Origin of the sequence: Candidatus Acididesulfobacter guangdongensis (assembly GCA_004195045.1) — a bacterium.
GTDB classification, from domain to species: domain Bacteria; phylum SZUA-79; class SZUA-79; order Acidulodesulfobacterales; family Acidulodesulfobacteraceae; genus Acididesulfobacter; species Acididesulfobacter guangdongensis.
Window position 1 is genome coordinate 475952 of the sequence record SGBC01000001.1, and the last position, 22844, is coordinate 498795.

At 35.2% G+C, this 22844-nt stretch carries 16 protein-coding genes and 1 pseudogene; 1 reads left to right on the forward strand and 16 read right to left on the reverse strand.

The window, feature by feature from the left end; translation table 11 throughout:
- Positions 1–141 precede the first annotated feature (141 nt).
- The 8 genes from EVJ46_02285 to dnaX form a co-directional block, all read right to left on the reverse strand.
- A complete protein-coding gene (locus tag EVJ46_02285) occupies positions 142–1128 on the reverse strand; it encodes a ketoacyl-ACP synthase III (protein ID RZD17082.1) in 987 nt (328 codons plus the stop codon).
- Between the two features lie 125 nt (positions 1129–1253).
- A complete protein-coding gene (gene plsX / locus EVJ46_02290; protein ID RZD17083.1) occupies positions 1254–2294 on the reverse strand; it encodes a phosphate acyltransferase PlsX in 1041 nt (346 codons plus the stop codon).
- A gap of 46 nt (positions 2295–2340) precedes the next feature.
- Positions 2341–2535, reverse strand: a complete 195-nt coding sequence (locus EVJ46_02295) for a 50S ribosomal protein L32 (GenBank protein ID RZD17084.1) — start codon at positions 2533–2535, stop codon at positions 2341–2343.
- 64 nt (positions 2536–2599) lie between these two features.
- Positions 2600–3118, reverse strand: a complete 519-nt coding sequence (locus tag EVJ46_02300; protein ID RZD17085.1) for a DUF177 domain-containing protein — start codon at positions 3116–3118, stop codon at positions 2600–2602.
- A 225-nt stretch (positions 3119–3343) separates the two neighbouring features.
- Positions 3344–5953 (reverse strand): valine--tRNA ligase, encoded by a 2610-nt coding sequence (locus EVJ46_02305; GenBank protein ID RZD17086.1) that lies wholly within the window; start codon positions 5951–5953, stop codon positions 3344–3346.
- An 81-nt stretch (positions 5954–6034) separates the two neighbouring features.
- Positions 6035–6640 carry a recombination protein RecR gene (gene recR, locus EVJ46_02310; protein ID RZD17087.1) on the reverse strand — a complete coding sequence of 202 codons (606 nt, stop codon included), beginning with the start codon at positions 6638–6640 and terminating at the stop codon, positions 6035–6037.
- An 88-nt stretch (positions 6641–6728) separates the two neighbouring features.
- Entirely contained in the window at positions 6729–7043 is a 315-nt protein-coding gene (locus tag EVJ46_02315) for a YbaB/EbfC family nucleoid-associated protein (protein RZD17088.1), read from the reverse strand.
- Positions 7044–7142: 99 nt separating this feature from the next.
- Positions 7143–8840 carry a DNA polymerase III subunit gamma/tau gene (dnaX, locus tag EVJ46_02320; GenBank protein RZD17089.1) on the reverse strand — a complete coding sequence of 566 codons (1698 nt, stop codon included), beginning with the start codon at positions 8838–8840 and terminating at the stop codon, positions 7143–7145.
- A 297-nt stretch (positions 8841–9137) separates the two neighbouring features.
- Here dnaX and EVJ46_02325 point away from each other — a divergent pair, with 297 nt between their 5' ends.
- Positions 9138–9908, forward strand: coding sequence for a YggS family pyridoxal phosphate-dependent enzyme (locus EVJ46_02325; protein ID RZD17090.1), 771 nt, complete (start codon positions 9138–9140; stop codon positions 9906–9908).
- Between the two features lie 26 nt (positions 9909–9934).
- On the opposite strand, the pseudogene EVJ46_02330 reads toward EVJ46_02325, so the two are convergent.
- From EVJ46_02330 to EVJ46_02365, 8 genes and pseudogenes are all read right to left on the reverse strand, one after another.
- Positions 9935–11793: pseudogene (locus EVJ46_02330) on the reverse strand (potassium transporter Kup).
- 173 nt (positions 11794–11966) lie between these two features.
- Entirely contained in the window at positions 11967–13487 is a 1521-nt protein-coding gene (locus tag EVJ46_02335) for an APC family permease (protein ID RZD17447.1), read from the reverse strand.
- A 127-nt stretch (positions 13488–13614) separates the two neighbouring features.
- Complete coding sequence (locus EVJ46_02340; protein RZD17091.1) at positions 13615–16650, reverse strand: hypothetical protein; 3036 nt, start codon at positions 16648–16650, stop codon at positions 13615–13617.
- 69 nt (positions 16651–16719) lie between these two features.
- Positions 16720–17166 carry a hypothetical protein gene (locus EVJ46_02345; protein RZD17092.1) on the reverse strand — a complete coding sequence of 149 codons (447 nt, stop codon included), beginning with the start codon at positions 17164–17166 and terminating at the stop codon, positions 16720–16722.
- 206 nt (positions 17167–17372) lie between these two features.
- The gene (locus EVJ46_02350) at positions 17373–18452 is read right to left on the reverse strand and encodes a radical SAM protein (protein ID RZD17448.1); all 1080 of its coding nucleotides are present in this window, start codon (positions 18450–18452) and stop codon (positions 17373–17375) included.
- Positions 18453–18772: 320 nt separating this feature from the next.
- Positions 18773–19957: a 12,18-didecarboxysiroheme deacetylase gene (gene ahbC / locus EVJ46_02355; protein RZD17093.1), complete on the reverse strand. Its 1185-nt coding sequence runs from the start codon at positions 19955–19957 to the stop codon at positions 18773–18775.
- A gap of 80 nt (positions 19958–20037) precedes the next feature.
- Complete coding sequence (cobA, locus tag EVJ46_02360) at positions 20038–21642, reverse strand: uroporphyrinogen-III C-methyltransferase (protein RZD17094.1); 1605 nt, start codon at positions 21640–21642, stop codon at positions 20038–20040.
- A 140-nt stretch (positions 21643–21782) separates the two neighbouring features.
- Positions 21783–22832, reverse strand: a complete 1050-nt coding sequence (locus EVJ46_02365) for a hydroxymethylbilane synthase (protein RZD17095.1) — start codon at positions 22830–22832, stop codon at positions 21783–21785.
- Between the last annotated feature and the right edge of the window lie 12 nt (positions 22833–22844).

The window sequence follows — 22844 nt, forward strand, 5'->3', positions numbered from 1 at the left end:
AAAATTTTAATATTTATTATAAATAAAATAAAACCGGCTTAACTGCACCGCTTAATTTAGCAACTTAAGACATCCAGCTTGCCGATAAAAAATGCGAGCAGCTATAAAATAATGAATAAATGGTGTCTGCCGCTAATTAAATTACCATTTTATCATAGCTGAAGCCCATGTCAAACCGGCTCCTATGGCATCGACAAGAACAATATCTCCTTGTTTGATTCTGCCGCTTCTATAAGCTTCATCTAAAGCAAGCGGTATAGAACCGCTTGAGGTGTTGCCGTATTTATAAACATCGACAAAAACCTTTTCCATCGGAAAACCTAATTTTTTAGCAGTTGCCTCTATTATTCTTGTATTAGCCTGATGAGGCACAAATAAATCAACATCCTCAGAATTCAAATTATTATATTTTATAGCTTCTTGCGCAACATCTCTAAGATAATTAACCGCATACTTAAAAAGTTCAGAACCTTTCATTTTAATATAATGTTCATGATTATTCACAGACTCGGCTGAGGCAGGGATATTGGAGCCCCCTGCCGGCAGTTTTAATATATCATCATGTCCGCCTTCGGAATGGATATGCGTTGACAATATGCCTCTGCCAGATTCGCTATTGTCTGCCGATAAAACAAGAGCCCCTCCGCCGTCGCCGAATAATACGCATGTTGATCTGTCCGTATAATCTGTAATTCTTGAAAGTACATCTACGCCTATAACGAGGGCATTTTTAAACTGCCCTGACTTAATCAGAGAATCTGCAACCGACAGAGAATATATAAACCCCGCACATCCCGCGCTAAGGTCAAATGCTGCTGCTTTTTTAATACCGAGATTATTTTGCACTATGCATGATGTAGATGGAAAAATCATATCAGGTGTCACCGTTCCGATAATAATCAGGTCAATATCGCACGGCTGCATATTTGCCATTTCAAGAGCTCTTCTTGATGCCTCAGTGGCAATATCTGAAGTTTTAATATTTTTATCGGCTATCCTGCGTTCTTTTATGCCCGTGCGCGATACTATCCAATCGTCCGAAGTGTCAACTATTTTAAGCAAATCTTCGTTAGAAAGAATTTTATCCGGCACATAAGAACCGACGCCTTTTATGATTGAACGCAACAATTTTTAATCCGTAATTAATAAAGTTATAAAACTGAAATGCCTTGCCCTAACGGACACTAACGAACCCTGGCTGACTATTAAGGTTTCTTTCAACCAGAGGAAACCTCTTTATGCTGAAAACATCGCTATGCAATCTTCGCTTCTTTATTATTAACAGCTTCAACATTTAACTCAATTTTTTTGCTTATCTTTAAATTTATTTCCTGTTCAGCAAATCTTTTTGCCATCCTTATTCCGCTTGCAATTGCTTTTGGGGAAGCACCGCCGTGAGCAATAAACCCAACGCCGTTAATTCCAAGAAGAGGCGCTCCGCCATATTCATTATGGTCGACTAGTTTCTTAAAATTTTTTAATGCTTTTGATGCAAGCAATACGCCTATCTTAGCCATTATACTTTTGTTTACTTCTTCTCTCAACAGTTTAAATATAGTTTCTGCCAGAGTTTCGGAAGATTTTAGTATAACGTTTCCTGTAAATCCGTCGCACACAACTACATCTGCTTTACCGTTAAAAATTTCTCTGCCTTCTACATAGCCAAGAAAATTTATATCTATTTTTTTAATTATCTTAAATGCTTCTCTTGTTAATTCATTTCCTTTAGACTCTTCTTCGCCGTTGCTTAGCAGTCCGACGATAGGACTGTCTATATGCTTAATAAATGAAGCGTATTCGGAGCCCATAATCGCAAACTGCGCCAGATGATGCGGTTTGACATCGACATTGGCTCCTGCATCCAACAGTACCGTATGTCCGCCTACAGACGGCATAACAGTGGCAATAGCGGGTCTGTCTATACCTTTAAGTCTTTTAAGCACAAACATGGCTATAGCCAACGAAGCACCGGTATTGCCTGCGCTTATTACAGCATCTGCTTCTTTACTGTGAACCAGTTCGTAAGCAATTCTCAAAGAAGAATCTCTTTTATTTCTCACGATAGAGGATGGCGAATCCTTCATAGTTATCTGTTCGGATGCATTGCGGATTTTTAATCTATTCAGAACTGCATCGGAACAATCTAATTTGCCTATAATTTCCGAAAGTATCTTTTCGTCGCCTACAAGAATAACTTCTAAATTATTGTCAGATTTGAGCTCCTCTATCGCCCCTAAAATCTCAGGATTTGGAGCATTGTCTGAACCAAAAGCATCTAGAGCTATTTTAACCATAATAAGTTTAGGCTCACCTGGAGTTTATTTAAAATAATAAATAATATTAGCTTGCAGATTTTTCAACCTTGTCTATGATTATTTTTCTGCCGTTATATGTATTGCAATTTGTACACATTCTGTGAGGCAGCGTAGTTTCGCCGCAGGTCGGACATTTTACATAATTGACAGGCGTCAGACTGTCATGCGTTCTTCTTTTATCTCTTCTGCACTTGCTATGTCTTTTTTTAGGATTTGCCATAATCAATATCTCCTGATTGTTTTGGTCTTGTTTTCTGTTTATTTTAATTTAATTTATATTTTTATCAGTTATATATAATAGTATTTCTGCCGGCGCATGTACATCTTTCTTTATTTAAATCCGCGCCGCATGACGGACAGAGTCCCTTGCAATCATTTGAACACAGCGGATTAAGCGGAATAAGCAAATTAATCGCCTCGATGCAAATACTGTATAAATCAACCGAATTCCCGTCGTAATAGCCTAAGTCCATTTCTTCTTCTTTTAATTCAATATTCCTGCAGCCGCTGACCATATCATTTTTATCTGACTCTGAAGGAACATACACAAGATTTAAAATTTCGTCAATATTATAATTATAACTATTTAAACATCTCACACATTCTAAAACCGCAGACGCTTTTAATTTGACCTGCGCAATAAGCCGCGAGCCTTTTAGACTCAGTGTAATTTCGGCTAAAAAATCATAATCTCTATTTAGAGTTATATTATTTTCCGCTAAAGTATTAATAAAATTACAGTCGGATAATTTAATAAAATATTTATTGGAACTTTTATCTAGCTTTTTTAAATTAACAAGCATATTTAATCAAAATAATGAATAAAAAAATAAAAAATGACAATATATTATTAAATTAAATTTCGGAATTGTCAACCTTCAATTTTAAAACTCTATTATTCTATATTTTTTCGTATTTTTTGTATACCGTATTGCTTTTATTATTATCTGTTTTATATATCGTATCTTGCCTTATTATCATCTATTTTTATAACTTGCTGCTATTAATTATATATACTTTATAATGCGTTAACTCTCAAAAGATATATAAATTTTAGAATCGCCGCCTGCTCCAAAATCGGCTTTTTCAGATATAATTATGTCTTCCGCCCTGCATGCGGACATTATATCTGTGGAAAAATTTCTTACTGTTTCCATTAGTTGCGCATCCGGCGAATATACATATATTTTTTTTACCTTATGATTCTGATGAAGCTTTAAATTAGTTCTTAATTTTCTGGATAAATCTAAAACCGTGAGCAAAACAGCAACATCTTTGGCAGCGTTTTCATTAATCAGTTCTTGCCTATATACCGGCCAGGCGCACAGATGAATGCTTTTCTCGGTCTCAAAATTTTTATAAAACGACAGATATAATTCTTCCGTTATGAAAGGCAGAAATGGAGCAAAAAGTTTCAGCATATTAAAAGAGACGTAATACATCGTATTCAGAGATTGAACTTTTCTGCCGTTAAATGAAGGGTCTTCCTCCCAGAAAATATTTTTAACTATTTCAAGATAATTATCGCAGTATATATTATAAAAAAAATCGCTTACAACCCTCAACGCAGAAGAATATTCGTAAGATTCAAAATATTCTCCGCACGCTTTCAATGTTTTTTGAAATTCGCTGAGCAGCCAGCCGTCAACGACAGATAAATCACCTGAATTTAATTTGCCCATATCTGCTGCTCCAAGCATCGGCTTGAAATCTTCACCGGATTTAATGCTGTCAATATTAGTGATAAAAAACCTGACCGCATTCCATAATTTTATCAATAATCTTCTGCCATTTGCAACATCTTCTTCGCTGAATCTTAAATCCTGACCCAGATTTGCTTTTGCAGCCCAGTACCTTAAAGCATCGGCGGAATATTTTTCTATTATTTCTTCCGGAGCAACAAAATTACCGAGACTCTTTGACATTTTTTTTCCGCTTTTATCGAGACCCCATCCGCTTATCATAACATTTTTAAACGGGATATCCCCTGTATGATAAATTGATTTAACGACTGTATAAAAAAGCCATGTCCGTATTATTTCCTGTGCCTGAGGTCTTAAAGTCATAGGCATTATTTCTATTTCTTTATTTTTGCCATTAGTATTATCTGCAGTATTTGCGTGAGAATCAAAATCAAAATTAGCCCAGTTTGAATTTATAAAAGGCGTCAAGGAAGATGTCATCCATGTGTCCATCACGTCATTTTCAGGGATAAATTCGTTATTTCCGCAAACACGGCATACGCTGACGTGCTCAGGTTTTGAAACAGTCGGGTCAACCGGCAGCTCATCTTCTTCGGCTATAACCGGCTCGCCGCATTCAGAGCAATACCAGACCGGAAACGGCACACCGTAAAATCTCTGCCTTGAAATATTCCAGTCCCACTTAATATTTTGAACCCATTCATCATATCTTGTTTTCATAAAAGCCGGGTACCAGTTAATTTTGTTTCCGGCTTCAATAAATTTATCTTTATTGTTTAATATTGTAATAAACCACTGAGGCGTCTGGATAAATTCTACTGCAGTGCTGCATCTGTCATGAATACCTACATTATGCCTCAATTTTTTTTCATTTTTAATCAACGATAATTTTTTTAAATCTTCGACTATATTTTTTTTAGCATCCTTTACATTCTGTCCTGCATAAGCACGTGCTTTTTCATTTAATCTGCCTGACGGTTCAATGATTATTGCAGTGTCTAATTTATGCTCTTTCCACTTTTTTACGTCTTCGGCATCACCCCATGTACATACCATCATAAGACCTGTTCCGTAATTCATTTCTACAGATTCGTCAAACTTTACAGGCACTGTATGTTCGTAAATCGGTATTTTAATTAATTCATCTTTCAAATGCAAATATCTTGAATCAGACGGATTGGCGTAAATTGCAACGCATGCGCCTAGAAGTTCCGGTCTGGTAGTTGATATAATCAATTTTTCTCCGGAAGACGAGCTGAATTCGATATCAAATAAAATTCCATCAAATTCTTCTATCGCAATATCAGCCTGCGCAAGCGAGGTCCTGCAGGAAGGGCACCATATAATCGGTTCATCCCGTCTTTCTACCAATTTTTTACCATAAAGTTCTACGAATGATTTCTGAGAGGTTTTTCTGCATTTCGCATCTATCGTAGAATAAGTTAAACCCCAATCGACGCTTATACCGAGTGCCTGCCATAACTCTTTATAGGTGCTAATCCCAATTTTTGTTTCTTTCAGGCATAAATCGATAAACTCGTCCCTGATAATTTTAGACTTATTTATTTTATACTTTTTTTCAACATATCTTTCAGTAGGAAGACCGTTGTCGTCAAATCCCATAGGGTAAAAGATATTGAAACCTTTCATCCGCTTGTACCGAATTATAAACTCCGCCTGTGAATAGCTCATTGCATGACCGACATGGAGATGGGCTGAGGATACGTAAGGAGGAGGCGTGTCTATAGAGAAAATGGGCGAATGAGCGAATGCGGTATTTTGTGAAAAATCGCCGGATGAGCCGTCATCATCGCGTTCTTTATTTTCATTTTTGAATTTATATATATTATTGCTTTCCCAGTATTCGGCAATCCTTTTTTCCGCCGATTTATAGTCATAATTTTTAGGGAAGTCTGTAAAATTGGTTTTTTGCATAGTTTTATAAGTCTATCAATTTTTTTGATAAAAATCAAACTATCTTTGTGATTGCAATGGCAATTATAATAACGGTTTATCTTAAAACTTTTTTCTGCCGGAAATGGCTTCGGCCAACGTATTCTTATCAACGTATTCAAGGTCGGAACCGACAGGTATGCCGCGGGCTAATGCCGTTATATTGACATTATACGGTGCTAATAATTTTTGAATATAAAAAGACGTTGCCTCTCCGTTCGAGTTTGGATTCAAAGCAATAACTATTTCTTCAAATCCGCCGTTTGCGACTCTGCCGACTAATTCTTCAATTTTGATGTCATCAGGACCGATGCCTTCAAGCGGATTGATTAATCCGTGAAGAACATGATAATAGCCGTGGTAATTTCCGCTTTTTTCAAAAACATAGATAATCTCGGGATTTTCTACGATACAGAGCATTTTGGAATTTCTTGAGCCATCGGAACATATCGGGCACAGTTCTTCTTCGCTTGACAGGTTAAAACAGATTTTGCAGAGATTTACATGTTTTTTGGCATTAATTATAGAATTAGCAAGACCGAAAGCAGCAGCATCATTCTGCGACAGTATATGAAAAGCCAATCTTCTTGCAGTACGCTCTCCTATTCCGGGAAGTTTTTTCAGCGCAAAAACTAAATCCCTGACATAATCATTATGTTCATTAGGCATATTTAATTTGGTTAATTAGTTATCTGTATAAAAAATATTAATTTTTATAATTATGATTTTGATGCAATTAAATCAGAATAAACTTAGATTAAAATAACCCAGGGATATTTAAGCCGCCTGTGAGTTTAGACATTTCGCCGGAAATAAGGTCTTTAGATTTATTTAATGCCTCATTAACGGAAGCTACTATTAAGTCCTGCAGCATTTCTATGTCATCCGGATTTACCACTGTTTTATCTATATCTATAGAAATCAATTCCTGTTTACCGTTAACCTTAGAAGTTATCATACCTCCGCCTGAACTGGCTTCTACTACTTTCTCTGCAAGTTCTTCCTGCATTTTGAGCATATCGGATTGAAGTTTCTGAGCCTGTTTAAGCATTCCTGAAATATTTTTTGACATTTTAACCTCCATTTATATGAATAATCTGTTTAATATTAATTATATTATTAATTTAATTTATTATTAATTTTTTATCAACAAAAATTTACAAATATATTTTTATTCTTTGATATTTTCTATAAATCCATCAAAAACCTCTTCAAACAGATTACGCATAACATCGCCTTTGATATCCGCATTAATAAGGTCATCATCGCCGCTCTTCATATTATTATTATCAACATTGCCGCTGCCGCCGTCATTCTTATTATTATTATCATCTTCTTTGCTGATTATCTTTTCATGCAGTGCAGCGTTGCCGTTATCATCATTAAAAACAGAATCGGTTTGCGTATTAAGTTTTACCGAAGAGCTGTCGTCTATATTATTAGTAATAGAATCGATATGTTCAAGAAAATCTTCCCCGTCGGCAACGATGCTGCTCTGTATTTTATTATCTAACCTGCGTTCTTCAATAGTCTTCTTATTTGCCTTATCTATTTTATGTTTATGGTTTAAATTGCATTCTTTAATATTTTGATTTTCCGGTAAAATAGAAGCACCATCATTTATGATTTTATTATCAATAATAGCATCGCGGACATTTTCCGAATAGCCGTTTGTATCTTTCTGTAAATATTTTCTTTCCGTATCCGCCAGTTCGGTTAGCGTATTAATTTTTTCTAATTTGTCTATCCTGTCTAATTTTTCCAATACCGCCTTTATTTCCATTTTAGACGGTGTGCTTATAAGCCTGAATATAATAAGCTCCATCATGAGAAGCGGGGAAGAAACACGCTGATATCTGCCGTCCGCTTCAAGAAGAATATCTATCATATCCAATATCTCAGCCTCTCCCTTGAGCTCTGTCAGAGGGATAAGCGAAGCGACATCGGCTTCAAGTATATCGCTTATGATGCTTTTATAGTTTAATTTCAATACAAGGATATTCCTTAGAAAAAATGCCAGCTGTCTTATAAATTGCCTTATATCTGTTCCGGCTATATAAATATCGTTGATTATTTTTATAGAATTTTCATAATCCTTTTTAAAAATATATTCGGTAATTTTTTTTATAGTTTCTTTCCCTGTTACTCCAAGAATACTGCCGACATCTTCTTTTATTTCTTTGCCGTAATAAGATATAACCGTATCAAAAGTAGAAAGAGCATCTCTGAGCGAACCGTCGCTTAAAGAAGCTATAGTCATGAGATTTTCATCTGAAATCTCAATATTTTCTTCTCCTGCAATTTTTTTTAATTTTAGATAAATAACATTGGGGGCGATTCTTTTAAAGGTAAATCTCTGGCATCTTGATAGTATTGTTTCAGGGACTTTATAAATTTCAGTAGTCGCGAAAATAAATTTAACGTGCTCAGGCGGTTCTTCAAGGGTTTTTAAAAGCGCATTAAAGGCGCTTTTAGAAAGCATATGCACTTCGTCTATTATATATATCTTATATTTTAAGCTCTGCGGGGAATACATTATATTTTCTTTAAGCTCTCGTATATCGTCTACCCCTGTATTTGACGCTCCGTCTATTTCAATAACATCGACTGCATTGCCTCCAAGCATTTCGATGCATGCCTGACAAACTCCGCAAGGATTAGAGGTAGGACCTTTTTCACAGTTTATAGACCTCGCAAGTATTCTGGCTATAGAAGTTTTTCCTACGCCTCTGGTTCCGGAAAAAATGTAGGCATGGGCTATTCTGTCGGAATCAACGGCGTTTTTAAGCGTTTTAACAATATCATCCTGCCCTATGACCTCGTCAAATGTTTTTGGTCTGTATTTTCTGGCTAATACCTGATACATTATTATATTGCTATATTATTTTTATGATTATTTTGATATTAAGAAAATTTAGAAAATTAGAGATAGACATCATTTTTTTATGCAGCAATCTATCTCCATTCTTTATAATTTTCATATTATTGAATAATTATAGCATAAATATAATAATAAATTTGAAAATTAATGACGCGAAAATTAATGAAAATTAAGAGCGAACGCTATTTTTTATGCAATAATTTCCACATAATAATAATTTACGGGGTATTTTATATTATATAATTATAACATAAAGTGATATTATATAATCAGAGTATAAAAAAAATGATATCTGAAAACATACAAAAAATAAATAATGACATAAAACGTTCTGTAGCTAAAAGCGGCAGAAATTACCAATGCATTACTATTCTTGCCGCTTCAAAAACCAGAAATGCGGATGAAATAATTAAAGCTTGCGAGTCTGGGATAACTGTTTTCGGAGAAAATTACGTTCAGGAATTTTTAGGCAAATATGATTATTTTAAAAACATTGCCGAAATAAATCATACAGACTGCGACAGCAATAACATTCCTTCTGCCTGCATTGTTGAAAATTTAGAATGGCATTTAATAGGAAAACTGCAAAAAAATAAAGTTAAATACATAGCAAAAAAAGTAAACATGATTCATTCCGTTGATAGTTTTGAACTTGCTAAATTTATCGATAAATTCTCGGTAAGCGATAATCTTTCCGGAAATAAAGTTCAAATTCTTATTGAGATTAATATTGCGGATGAATCAACTAAATCCGGCATCAAGTTAGACAATGCAAAGGAATTAATTTATAATTTGAACAGCTTAAATAATATGGAACTCAAAGGATTTATGACCATGCCTCCTTATGCCGAAAATCCGGAACAGAATAGAATTTATTTTAAAGCGCTGAAAGATTTTCTCGATTTTGCCAATCAGAAGAATATGTATAAAAATGAAATGACGGAACTTTCCATGGGAACTTCAAGCGATTTTACGGTTGCAATTGAAGAAGGCGCAACAATCGTCAGATTGGGGACTATTATTTTCGGCGAAAGATATTATGCAGACAAATTATAAATAATTGATATTTTTTATCGTTTTAATTAAATTTCTATCCTCATTAATATGCCGTGAATTTTTTCGGCAGGCAGATTGTAGAATCTGACGAAAGAAGGAGACAATTTTTTTATTATGGCAAATATTTTCCAGATAATATTATTGCTTACTACCTCTTCTATACCGTAAAATATCACCTTTTCATTTACATTGTAAACACGAAGTATATTTTCTATATTCACTATCTCAAGATAGCCGGCTTTAATAATAAAATGTTTTAAACCGGGCGCTATATCGTTTTCAAACTTGCTTTCTATTCCATACGGAATATTTTTTGTATGAATTGAAACTATTATATTATTTTCGTATATTATATTATTTTCAAACAATGTGGTGGTGATATAATATGGAATTTTATTTATATCGCGCGCAAAAAATAAAGCCGAACCTTTAATTTTCGGCATACTTTTATATAACTCATTATATTCTTTAAGAAATTTATCAATATCCGTCAGTTTATACGCTTTATATAACTTTTCCTGTCCTTTAGTATATATCATGATTATTAAAAATGGGACTAACGCTATGAGGAGTGCAACATACCCGCCTTTTAGCGTTTTAAATAAAAGATTAGATATTAAAAAAGAAGCATCGACAAATATTATAAATATGGAAGATACAAACAAAATAAATCTTCGTTCATGATAAAAATATATGCTTATCATTATACCGGTAAACGTCATAGTGCCGCTGACGGCAAGACCGTAAGCCATAGCTATGTTATCTGATGTTCTGAATACTATCATTATTAAAATAACGCATATAAATAAAAACCAGTTTGCCAGGTTTATATAAATTTGCGACTGCATTTTATCTGAAGTGTACTGCACTTTTAAAAGCGGCAGAATTCTGGTGGTAATTCCCTGATAAATAATGGAAAATATACCGCTTATTACAGCCTGCGACGCTATAACGGTGGCTATTATACTCAATAAAACAAAAATGGTATATACAACAGGTGCGATTCTTCATATATCATTTGAAAAAATACATTGCTTGATTTTAAATGGTCTACCATAAAAGAACCCTGCCCTATATAACTCAGGACTAATGTGCCGAATACAAAGTACCATGCTTTTCTTATAGGCTCTCTTCCTATATGCCCCATATCCGCATATAATGCCTCGCCGCCGGTAGCGGACAGAATAACGTCGGAAAGCACAAAAAAGCTTACAAGTCCGTGTCCTACAACGCTCCTTACATTCATATTAATATGAAATATAAAAACCATAGCGTAATACGGGTTTATTGCTTTTAAAATGACCGGATTATAAAATATAGATACAACTCCGGTTATTCCCAGCGTTATAAACCACACAAACATAATCGGACCAAAGGTTTTACCTATTTTATCAGTACCTTTATGCTGAAACCAGAATAAAAATATTGCTATTACAACTGATATAAAAACTACTAAAGATGTCGAGATAGTGCTGAACGCAGGGATTAAAGCGACGCCTTCCACGGCGCTAAGAATACTGATAGCCGGCGTTATTACGCTATCCCCTATTAATAAGGAAAGGGCAATATAAGAAATTATAGTAATAAACGCCATTTCTCTTGCCGATTTTACTACCTTTCGCAATACATTTCTAAGAATAATAGTTCCGCCTTCATTATTTTCGCTTATATTCATTGCAAACCAGACGTACTGCACCGAGACTATGATTACTAAAGTCCATATAATAAGAGATATAACGCCCAATATATTAAAAATGGTGGGTCTGAGATATGCAAATATTACCGCCAAGGTATAAATAGGGCTCGTTCCGATATCTCCAAAAACAAGACCCAGCGCTTTCATGGGATTACTTTCGCAAAAATTTTTCAATCCTTCAGATTTCATATTTTTCCTTATTTTATTAGATTTTTAATTGTAAGATTTTAACATATTTTAAAAATTTATAGCAGCTTAAAATTCGTAAAACTAAAAATTATAGACCACAGATACTTATTTTTGTGAACATTATCTATGCTCAACTTAAACGGCGTCTGCATCTAATTAACTTAATTTATTTATTAATTTGGTTTGTGCGTATGTCCATTGTCCGACATGGCAGCGGAGTTTTCGCTTGCGCAGCCTTCTTCTTCTATTAAATTTACGGTTACGCTCACTTTAGCCAATATTTCTTTTCTGTATTTTTTAAGATACATTATATAAATTATTACAATACATATAAAAAGGATTGATACCACGCTCGCCTGAAAAATAGGAAACAGCGGCGGAACAACAGATTCGTATAATACAAACATAAATATTAATGTTGCTAAACCCGGCATGACATAATGCTCTATGGGATGAATAATCTTTCTCAGCAGACCGTGATGTTTTTCTTTTAATCTTTTATACAGAACCATAATTGAAGTATTTAACAAAAAATGCGTTATTATTAAACCGTATAATGCAATCGTAGTTAAAAATGCAAATGTTTCGGTCAGTCCTTTCTGCAATTTAGGATTTGCCGCCGATACGTAAAACATCTTGCTAAAACCGATGCCTTCTATATGAAGCATAATGAAACCGGTCGTCAGCGCTACAATTGATGCTGAAGCGCCTATAAAAAGCAAAGACTTATAAGGCGTTTTAAATCTCTTGTGAATATCGGAAAAAAAATCAGGCAGTATATGGTCTCTTGCCATTGCAAAATAAACCCTGGCTGCGTTAGACTGCATTGCTACAGAATCAGAAAATGCCGAATTTAGAGCAACCAATGAAAGCATCAAACCGCCGGCAATGCCTGTATAAAAAGTAGCAACCAATATGCCTGGTATAGCGCTGTGAGCAAAACCGGCCATATGATTAACACCCCAGCCTACAACAAGGGAATATGAAACCTCGGTCAGCACCCCGCCTGTTATTAACAATCCTATAACTAAAGCTTTAGTTATTGACCTGTGAGATTTTACCTCTTCCCCCAAAGGTGCCGACCCGCCGTATCCGATAAAACTTGTTATAGCAAAAATCATACCGAGACCGACTGAAGAAACAGGTCCGCCGTTAGGGTCAAAATAGCTTTTATAATTTGGCCATGCAAACGGATTAAATACATTTAGCGTATTATCAGGAGCTTTCAGGATAATAATCAGCGACAGGACAAATAAAAAACTGATTTCAAACAGCGCCGCAGCTTTTATGTATTTCATCTGAATTTTTATGCCTAATATAGCAAGCATAATCGGAATTATAATAAAAATTAAAATTAACGGCATCCACAGCCAACCTGCTATATTAATATTAAAAAAGTATTTCAGTGCGCCCGGCAAAACAACACCGCCGATGTAAGTAGGTATAGCCGCAGTGCTTGCCACCTGGTACATAATATATAAAAAGCCCGTTAGAACCGCGGGAGACGGTCCGTATGCAGTTGCGACATAACCGTAGTAGCCTCCGGCGCTTGCGTGTCTTTTTGATAAATGATAAAGAGTATTGACTTCAAGATACATAACCGCCATTGCAAGAAGAAAAGAAAGGGGCGTTAAGACATAAGCGTAAATTGCGGCAGCAGTCATAAAAGCAACCGTATCGCATGCAGGGGCCATAGCCGCTATTTCCTGAGCGATAGCCCCCAGAACCCCGATGTTTCCTTGCTCTAATCTTTTTATTTTTTCCATAATTTCAATAGGCCTTATGTTAAAACAAACTAACTTATTTTTTTATTTTAATTCATTAATGCGCTTCATCCCAGTTTTTGCCTTTGCCTATGTTAATGACTAAAGGAACATCGCCGAGCAAGGTCTTATCAGTCATTTTAGATTCAATTATATCTTCTAAAACTTCAACTTCATTCATTTCAGCTTCAAATATAAGTTCATCATGTATCTGAAGTATCATCTCGGTTTTAAGCTGTCTATTTTTAAGTTCGTTATAAATATTTATCATTGCAACCTTTATAATATCGGCTGCCGTTCCTTGAATCGGTGCATTAATAGCTGCTCTTTCTGCAAAGGGAGATATATTTTTTGCAGAAGAATTTATATCTTTAATATAGCATCTTCTGCCGAACAAAGTTTTTACATAACCGTTTTTTTTAGCTTCTTTTACTATATTTTCCATATAATATTTTACGGCAGAATGTTTCTCAAAGAACGAATCTATATATATTTTTGCTTCTTTCTGAGTTATATTTAATTCTTTCGATAATCCATAAGGACTCATGCCGTAAATTATTCCAAAATTTATTACCTTTGCTTTTCGTCGCATATCTGCGTCAATATCTTCCGATTTAATTCCAAAAACTTCCGAAGCCGTTTTAAGATGTATATCTTCATTATTTTTAAAACTTTCAATCAGGGAGGAATCTTTTGAAATAGATGCCATAACACGCAAATCTATCTGCGAATAATCGGCGCTGATTAATAATTTGCCCTCAGGCGCTATAAAAGCCTGCCTTATCTTTTTTCCTTCAATGCCTGCAATAGGAATATTCTGAAGATTTGGGTCTTTACTTGCAAGCCTTCCCGTAGAGGTTTTTATCTGGCTGAAAGATGTATGAATTCTGCCGTTTCTGTCTAATTTTTTTAAAAGAACATCCGTAAAAGACGTCTTCAGCTTTATTTTATTTCTGTACGAAATTATACTGTCTAAAAATAATAAATAATCTTTATACACGGATGCAGACTCGTTTCCGTCTTTTAAATAAGCATCAGACAATAATTCTAAGTCATTTTTTAATTTTAAAAGAACTTCTATATCCGTACTGTTTTTTTTTATTCTTTGAAACTTAAGCTCGTCGAACATGACCTCGCTTAACTGTTTAGGAGAATTTATATTAAATTTTCTTCCGGCAATTTTATATATTGCGGCTGCCATTTTTTGAGCCTCAATTTCTAACTCGGCAGATAAAACAAATAATTTATCTTTATCAACCATAAATCCGGTTTCTTCAATATTGGCAAGAATAGTGGCAAGCGGCATATCTATATCAAAAAAAATCTTCTTCAATTCATTGTCTTTTTCTATCTCTCTAAGTTGAAGACGAAAAATAAAATATGATAAAAAAGCTTTATTTTCTTTTGCATCTGCAGTAATTTCCCTTAACCCGTCCAATTTTTCTGAAAATTCATTAATTAAATCTTCAAAAGTATGATTATGAATTATCGGATTTAATAGATATGAAGCTATTGCAATATCAAAAAATCCGTTGTTAAGGCTAATATCATAATATTTTAAATATCTGCGGATAGAATTTATATCAAATCCTATTTTTCTTACGGTTTCATCGGTTAATTCTGCAATTATTTCTTTATTCTTTAAAAAATCTTCCAAATTAATATTAAAATATCCGTTTTTATTTGAAAATAAATATACTTTTTCTTCAATTTTATTGGTATCATTGAACAAATTTTCGCCGCTATCTGCATTATTATTACAACCGCGCTTTTTTAAATTTAATTGCTTTACGCCGCTTTCGCAGCCAATCGAGTCGCTTTTATTTATAATATCCGCGCAATCGATATAAACTGCGAGCTCATTCTCGCAGATTTTCGATAATTCTTTAATACTGCAGGGAGCTTCTGTATAACCGCTGCTATGGCTATTATTGAGACTTTCTATCCTATCTGATTTAAGATTGCTGTCTAAGTTAAGTTGTTTTATCAGAGAGTAAAATTCAAATTCTCTGAATATTTTATAAAGACCTTCATCATTAGGCTGCTCTAATGCAAAATCTTCTAAATTTTCAATTCTTTTATCCTTGTCGTAGATATAAGATATGTTATAACCTATGTTCCTGTTATTACAATCGGCATTCTCGCCAGAATTTAAATTTTTCGAATTTTCTGTATAATTTTGAACGGTAAAATCTTTACCTATATCGGCGCTATTAATATTATTATCATTATTATTAATAATACTGCTGCTATCAATAATATTATTACTATTACTATTAATATTACAGTTTCCAGCACTATTTAAAGATAATTGAGGGACAAAATACGACTGTTCAAATGGCAGGTCTTTATAAAAAGAAGCTAATTTTAAAGAATTATAAACATCTTCTTTATGAGCTGCAAGCAATTCTTTAATTTTTGACTGCTTCATAAGGTCTAAGTCCTTATATATTCCGTCTAAGCTGCCATAAGTTCTTATCAGGCTTAATGCCGTTTTTTCGCCTATCCCTTTAATGCCGGGTATATTATCCGACGTATCTCCCATTAGCGCAAGGATATATTTAAATGCTTCCGGTTTGATGCCGTAGGTGTTTTCGAATAATTCATCGGTTATAAGAACATCTTTCTGCGCATCATATATGCAAACATTCGGCGACAACAGCTGCTTGAGGTCTTTATCGCTTGTTACTATGCAGGCTGTTTTGCTTGATTTTGAAAGCTTCTCGGTTATAAAAGCAATTAAATCGTCAGCCTCGTATCCTTCTAATTTGAATGTTTTAAAACCGAGGAAGTTAGATATTAATGTAATATAGTCAACCTGTTTTACCAAATCTTCCGGCATTTCGATTCTATTAGCCTTATAATCTTTATACAGTTCTTTTCTTAAACTTTTTCTGGAATCAAATATACATGCGCCGTATTTTATATTAAATTTTGTTTTAAGTTTAATAAGCATACGGGCATAGCCCAGAATGGCTCCGGTAGGAAATCCTTTAGAATTGACAAGGGGAGGCAAAGCGTAAAAAGCTCTATAAAAATATGAACTGGAATCTATGAGAAAAATATCGCTTTCTATACTGAGCGGTTTCAACATTAGCAATATCGCAATAATTATTAAAAATACTTTAAAGTATCAAGCCGGCTTGTTATTTATTATATATGCTTAATCTACTAACGCCGCAGCCGTATCGGTGTCCCGGCGCGTAATGTCGATGACCTTCGTAAATGCCAGTCTGTCGCCGAGCCTTTCTCCTATAGGGTTAGTTATGATATAATATATTTCAATACCATATATAAAAAGTCCCGCCGTAAACATTAAAAACAGACCAAACAGCGGTATAAACGCAAATGCAAGGGCGATAACCAGAAACAGATTTCTAATAATTGAATCCTTAAACTCAATCTTTTTTTCGCCGGGCATCGTTATAACCTTAAGTCCTATCAATTTTTTACCCAGACTCTGTCCGTCAAAAAAACCGTCTCCTATCAGCAGATATAAAAGACCCGCCATGAAGCCGTACGGGTAAAATACCTTACTGAAAAAACCTACAATCAGTAAATCAATCGCTTTTGCAATAAATCTGTTAAGTTTGTTGGCAGCCGGTTCCATAATTAAAATTAAGAATTAAAATTAATGCGCTAAAATTTAAATATAGTGTTATGTGTCACGTATATAATATACGTATCTGTATGTATTTATTTATATTTATCTTTTTCTTACCGTCTTCTTAGTGCTATTGCCTCTTATTATTACTTTGTTATTGCTTGGTTATTAGCTGATTAGTCAGCCAGCCGGTCAATCTGTTAATCAATTAATCAGCGCTCTGCAATTAATGACGGTTCATAAATGCAGTAAGGCTCTTCAGCTAAATAATCTCCTGTTTCATAATAGGCTCTTGCCCTGCATCCTTCGCATACTTTTTTATATTCGCATATGCCGCATTTCCCTTTTAATAAACTTAAATCGCGTAAATTGGCAAATACTTCGGAGGATTCCCAAATTTTTTCAGCCGGTTCTTTAAGAACATTGCCTGCCAGCGCCGGAAGATAACCGCACGGCTGCACATCGCCTTTTCTTGAAATAAACATAACAGAACTCCCTGCCAGACAGCCTCTGGTTACCGCGGCCATACCATGCGTTTTTGGAGTAATGCTTATTCCTTCGTCTTTGGCTCTTTTATGCATTATTCTAAAATAATGCGGGGCGCATGTTGCTTTTAGCTCAAGTACATCCTTGAGTTCCATTGTTTTATCATAAAACCACGCCAGTATGTCTTCATATTTCTGTTTATCCAACATCTGCGTATTCGCTATTTGCACACCGCATCCGACGGGCACAAGCATAAAAATATGCAGCGCTTTCAAATTATTCTTTAAAACAAGTTCAAGTATATCTTTTATTTCATTTTCATTATGTTTAGCAATGGTCGTATTCACCTGAACTTCAAGCCCTTCATTCTGTAAGTTTTTAATTCCGTTAAAAGCCGCATCGAACGACCCCGGTATCATTCTGAATGAATCGTGCGTTTTTGCGTTGGAACCGTCCAAACTTATAGCCACCCTCTTTATTCCGCACTCTTTAATTTTTTTTGCGGTTTCTTTATCAATCATAGTTCCATTGGTAGCCAGCGCAACCCTTAATCCTTTGCGCGAAGCGTAAGAGGCAATTTCAAAAATATCATCCCTGTATAAAGGTTCTCCGCCGGTTAATATCAAAATGGGGTTAGAAAAACTGCACAAATTATCTATTACGGAAAAACATTGTTCCGTCGTCAGTTCATTTTCCTGCTTTTCTTCTTGAGCTTCTGCCCTGCAATGGATGCATTTAAGATTGCATCTTGCCGTAAGCTCCCAGAAAACAAGCCTCAATTCATTTTTTTTGCCCGCCGGCGGCATAGCACCCATAGCTCCTCCATGAGAGCCATGAGCCATAAGCGCAGCATCAGGCATCATTTTGTCGTTCATCATAACTTTATAATCCTATTTTATTTATATTAAATTTACAATCTGCATAAACTACCTTAATCCTGCAATAGAAAATTATCTGCTCGGAAAAGGTGTCAGATTAATTTTTTTTGCAAATATCTTCTTTGTTAATTGAACTACTACATATGCAAAAAAATAAAACCTGACACCTTTTCCTTAATAATATTTTTATAAGCATTGTATGCGCAATCGTTTATGCTATGTATGCTATGTGTCAGCCTTGCATTATTTTATAGCCCTATTTCTTCGTCGGTTAAATAACATGCCGGGTCGGGTGACCATAAATCTCCGGAAGAAGCTTCCGACCTGACTCTGAAATTACCGTTGCATACATCAAGCCATTTGCATTTAGCGCATCTTCCCTTAACATATTCCTGCTTATGTTTTAACTGCTTCATCAAGGGATTTGAGATATCCGTCCAAATTTCACTGAATTTCCTTTCTTTCACGTTGCCAAATGAATAATGCCTCCAAAACTGGTCGGCATAAACTTCTCCATCCCAGCTTACAGAACCTATACCGACTCCAGAACTGTTTCCGCCGTTCATTTTAAGAAGCTGCATAACATTTTCGGCAGACTCCGTCTGTCCTTCTTTTAATAATTTCATATAAATATAAGGTCCGTCCGCATGGTTATCTACCGTCAAAACCTCTTTTGTACTATCTTTAGAATATATTTCTTTCGTAAGTTCAAGAATCGTATCTACCGTCCGCCTTGCTTCTTCATGGGTAAGGTCTTCTTCCATGAGTTTTGTTCCTCTTCCCGCATAAACAAGATGATAAAAACAAACCCTCGGTATATTTTCTTCCTCTAAGAGTTTAAAAATTCCAGGTATTTCCTGAGCGTTTCTTTTATTTATCGTAAATCTTAAGCCAACCTTAATTCCTGCTTCCTTAGCATAGTTTATTCCGTTTATCGCTTCGGTAAAAGCTCCTTTTTTGCCTCTGAATCTGTCATGAACTTCTGAAAGTCCGTCAAGGCTGATTCCGACATAAGACAGTCCGACTTTTTTGAGTTCCTGTGCAAGTTCTCTTGTAATTAAGGTTCCATTCGTCGATATTACCGCCCTCATACCTTTTGATTTTGCGTAAAATGCAAGGTCCAGAAAGTGAGGGTGCATTAAGGGTTCGCCGCCTGAAAAAAGCATAACCGGAGAACCGAAAGAAGATATATCGTCTATAAACGCCTTTCCTTCTTCTAATGTCAATTCGTTGTTATATTGAAGATTTTTAGACTGCGAATAGCAATGCACGCAGTTCAGATTGCAGGTTTTAGTCATATTCCATACTATAACCGGTTTTTTATCTTCTGAAAATTGTAGAAGATGGGACGGCAACTTTTGCGACATTCTTCCATACCGCAACGCGTCTGACGCATGCACTCCTCCGCAATAAAGTTTTGAAATTCCTATCATTTTTATTTAACCTCGCTTATTTAATTTAAATTTAATTATTTACTTTATTTTCTTGAAGATTATATAATATTGTAATGCCGTTATAATACCTCATGCTCCTTATAAAAATCTACTATTTCTTCGGTTAAAGAATCAATATTAACATCTTTTGATATTATATCAGATTTTATGCCAAACCTGAAAGCATATTCGGCTGTTTTTCTGCCTATAGCGGCAAAGCGGATGCCGCAGCGTACATCGGCATTAGTTCTCTGCAATATACCCAATAAACCTTCCTGCGCCGATTCAATGCATTTTACAAAATTTTCAACCGTTGAATAGCTTGTAAATGTTATAAGATTTACAGAGGGATTTGCGGCATTAAAACCTTTAAATAGATTTGCTGTATTCTCAATGGATTCCGGCGGCAAAACTGTTTCATAAACAGGAATATTATTCAACACGCCTCCTGAAGAAATAATATATTCAGGCAGCGTGCTGTTGATATTTAGAGCCTGCGGAAATAGAAAATTCTTTCCCTTAATATTTGTAACGCCATATAGCATATCCAGTTCTTTTATAATCCCGTCCTGTGAAAATATTTCAGACGACGAAGGAAAAATATCTGCTATTATACCGTATTTTCTTAGTTCAGCCGATGTTGCCGCACCGACGGAAATGATTTTGCAATTATTTAATATTCTTAAATCTTTACCTCGGGAAAATATTCTTTCAAAGTATCCTTCTACTGCATTAGCGCTTGTAAATATTAAAAAATCATAGCGGCTAATATCTTCAATAGACTTTAAGATTGCATTTTCGTCAATATTTTTGCTTTTTTGTATAATTTCAATTAAAGGAAGTTCTATAGTTTCCGCACCATATTTTTTTAAATTAGCGGCAAGCGACGAGGCTTTCCCTGTAGAACGTGTAATTAAAGCTTTGACGCCGTATAGCGGTCTTTTCTCAAACCATTTTATTCTTTGCCTTAAGCGGACTACCTCGCCTACTATAAATATCAAAGGGCTTTTTAAACCCTCGCTGCGCATTTCCTTTTCAATAGTTTTAAGCGTCCCGACGGCAACTTTCTGACGTGCGGTAGTTCCTTCCTGAATAACAGCCGCCGGGGTGTTTTCGTCTTTCCCCGCTTTTATAATTTCATTTATGATATTGGTAATATTTTTATATCCCATCAAAACGACAATGGTAGAAGCGCCCGCTATATTATCCCAGTTTATAGTCGTTTCTTCCTTATGCTCTCCTTCATGCCCAGTTACTATAGCAACGGTGGATGAATAATCTCTGTGGGTCAGAGGAATACCTGCATATGCAGGAACCGCAAAAGAAGACGAAATACCGGGTATGATTTCAAAATCTATGCCTTCTTCATGCAATTTTTCAGCTTCTTCGCCGCCTCTTCCGTACAGAAAAGGATCTCCTCCTTTAAGTCTTACCACTATTTTATTTTCTTTAGCTTTTTTAGCCAGCAGCTCATTTATAGAATACTGAGGAAGCGTATGATTAGAAGAACGTTTGCCGGCGTAAATTATCTCGCAGTCCTTCCGTGCGTACTTAAGCAGGTCCGTAGAAATAAGACTATCGTAAACTATTACATCTGCTTCGCCTATAACCCTTTTTGCTTTAAGGGTTAAAAGTTCCGGATCTCCTGGTCCTGCGCCGGTTAGATAGACTAAGGGTTTATTCATAAAAATTTTCCTTATTTTTATTTTTTTATTGTATTTTTTATTTTTTATGTTGTTTTGTTATCAAATTCATTTGCGTCTTTATGTAGTTTATATAATACTGTACTAGTATTGCAGCAGTATTATACTGTGTTATCGCAATATTATTTATTTTTAGACAAAATTTCCAGCCCGCCCTTTTCTACAATGTTATGCGCCAATTTTTTACCCAATTCTTTATATTCCGTTTTGCTTCCGCTAATGTCTGCTTCTAAATATTCTCCGTTCATATTGGAGACGAATCCTTTAATATAAATTTTGCTTTCGCCGGAAATGTCATCATCGGACAAATAAGAATAAACCCCGACCGGCGAAGCACAGCCGCAGTCTAATATTCTAATGAAATCTCTTTCGGCGTACGTTGAAACGAAGGTATAGCCATCGTTAATAAATTGCAAAACTTCAGCTAATTCTTTATTATTTTTTGAAAATTCAATCGCTATAACCCCCTGACCGCACTGGGGAATAAACACAAGCGGGTCAAGATAAAAATCTATCAGCGGGTCTAGTCCCAATCTTATCAATCCGCTTGAAGAAAGTATAATAGCATCGAATACACCGTCTTTTACCTTTTGAATTCTTGTGTCGATGTTGCCTCTTAAAGGCTCAAAAATTAAATCGTCTCTTAATCTTTGCATAAGAATTCTTCTTCTGAGGCTTGACGTGCCGACTACGGCATTGCGCTTAAGCAAACCGATGGCAGCGGCACATGCGGCTGCGTTCTTTTCTGAAATTGTATTATTATCTGTACCTATTTTAACATCTGCAGTATATTCAGTTCCGTCAGTTCCGTCTTTTAATATGAGGCAATCACGAGGGTCGTCCCGTTTAAGCGTGCATCCTATAATCAATTCATCCGGTATAACCTGAGGCACGTCTTTTAAACTGTGCACCGCTATATCTATTTTTCCTGCAAGCAAAGCTTCTTCAATCTCTTTTACAAATAGACCTTTCCCGCCGAAAGAGCTTAATGAGGCATGCGTTATTTTGTCGCCTGATGTTTTAATCGGTATAATTTCTACACCTGCATCAATGTTTTGTCCTTTAAAAACATTCAATAACTGGTCCTTAACGGTATTCGCCTGATAAAGCGCAAGTTTACTGCCGCGCGTTCCTAATTTTAGAATATACTTTCTAGTATTATTAGATAACATAATTTTATTATT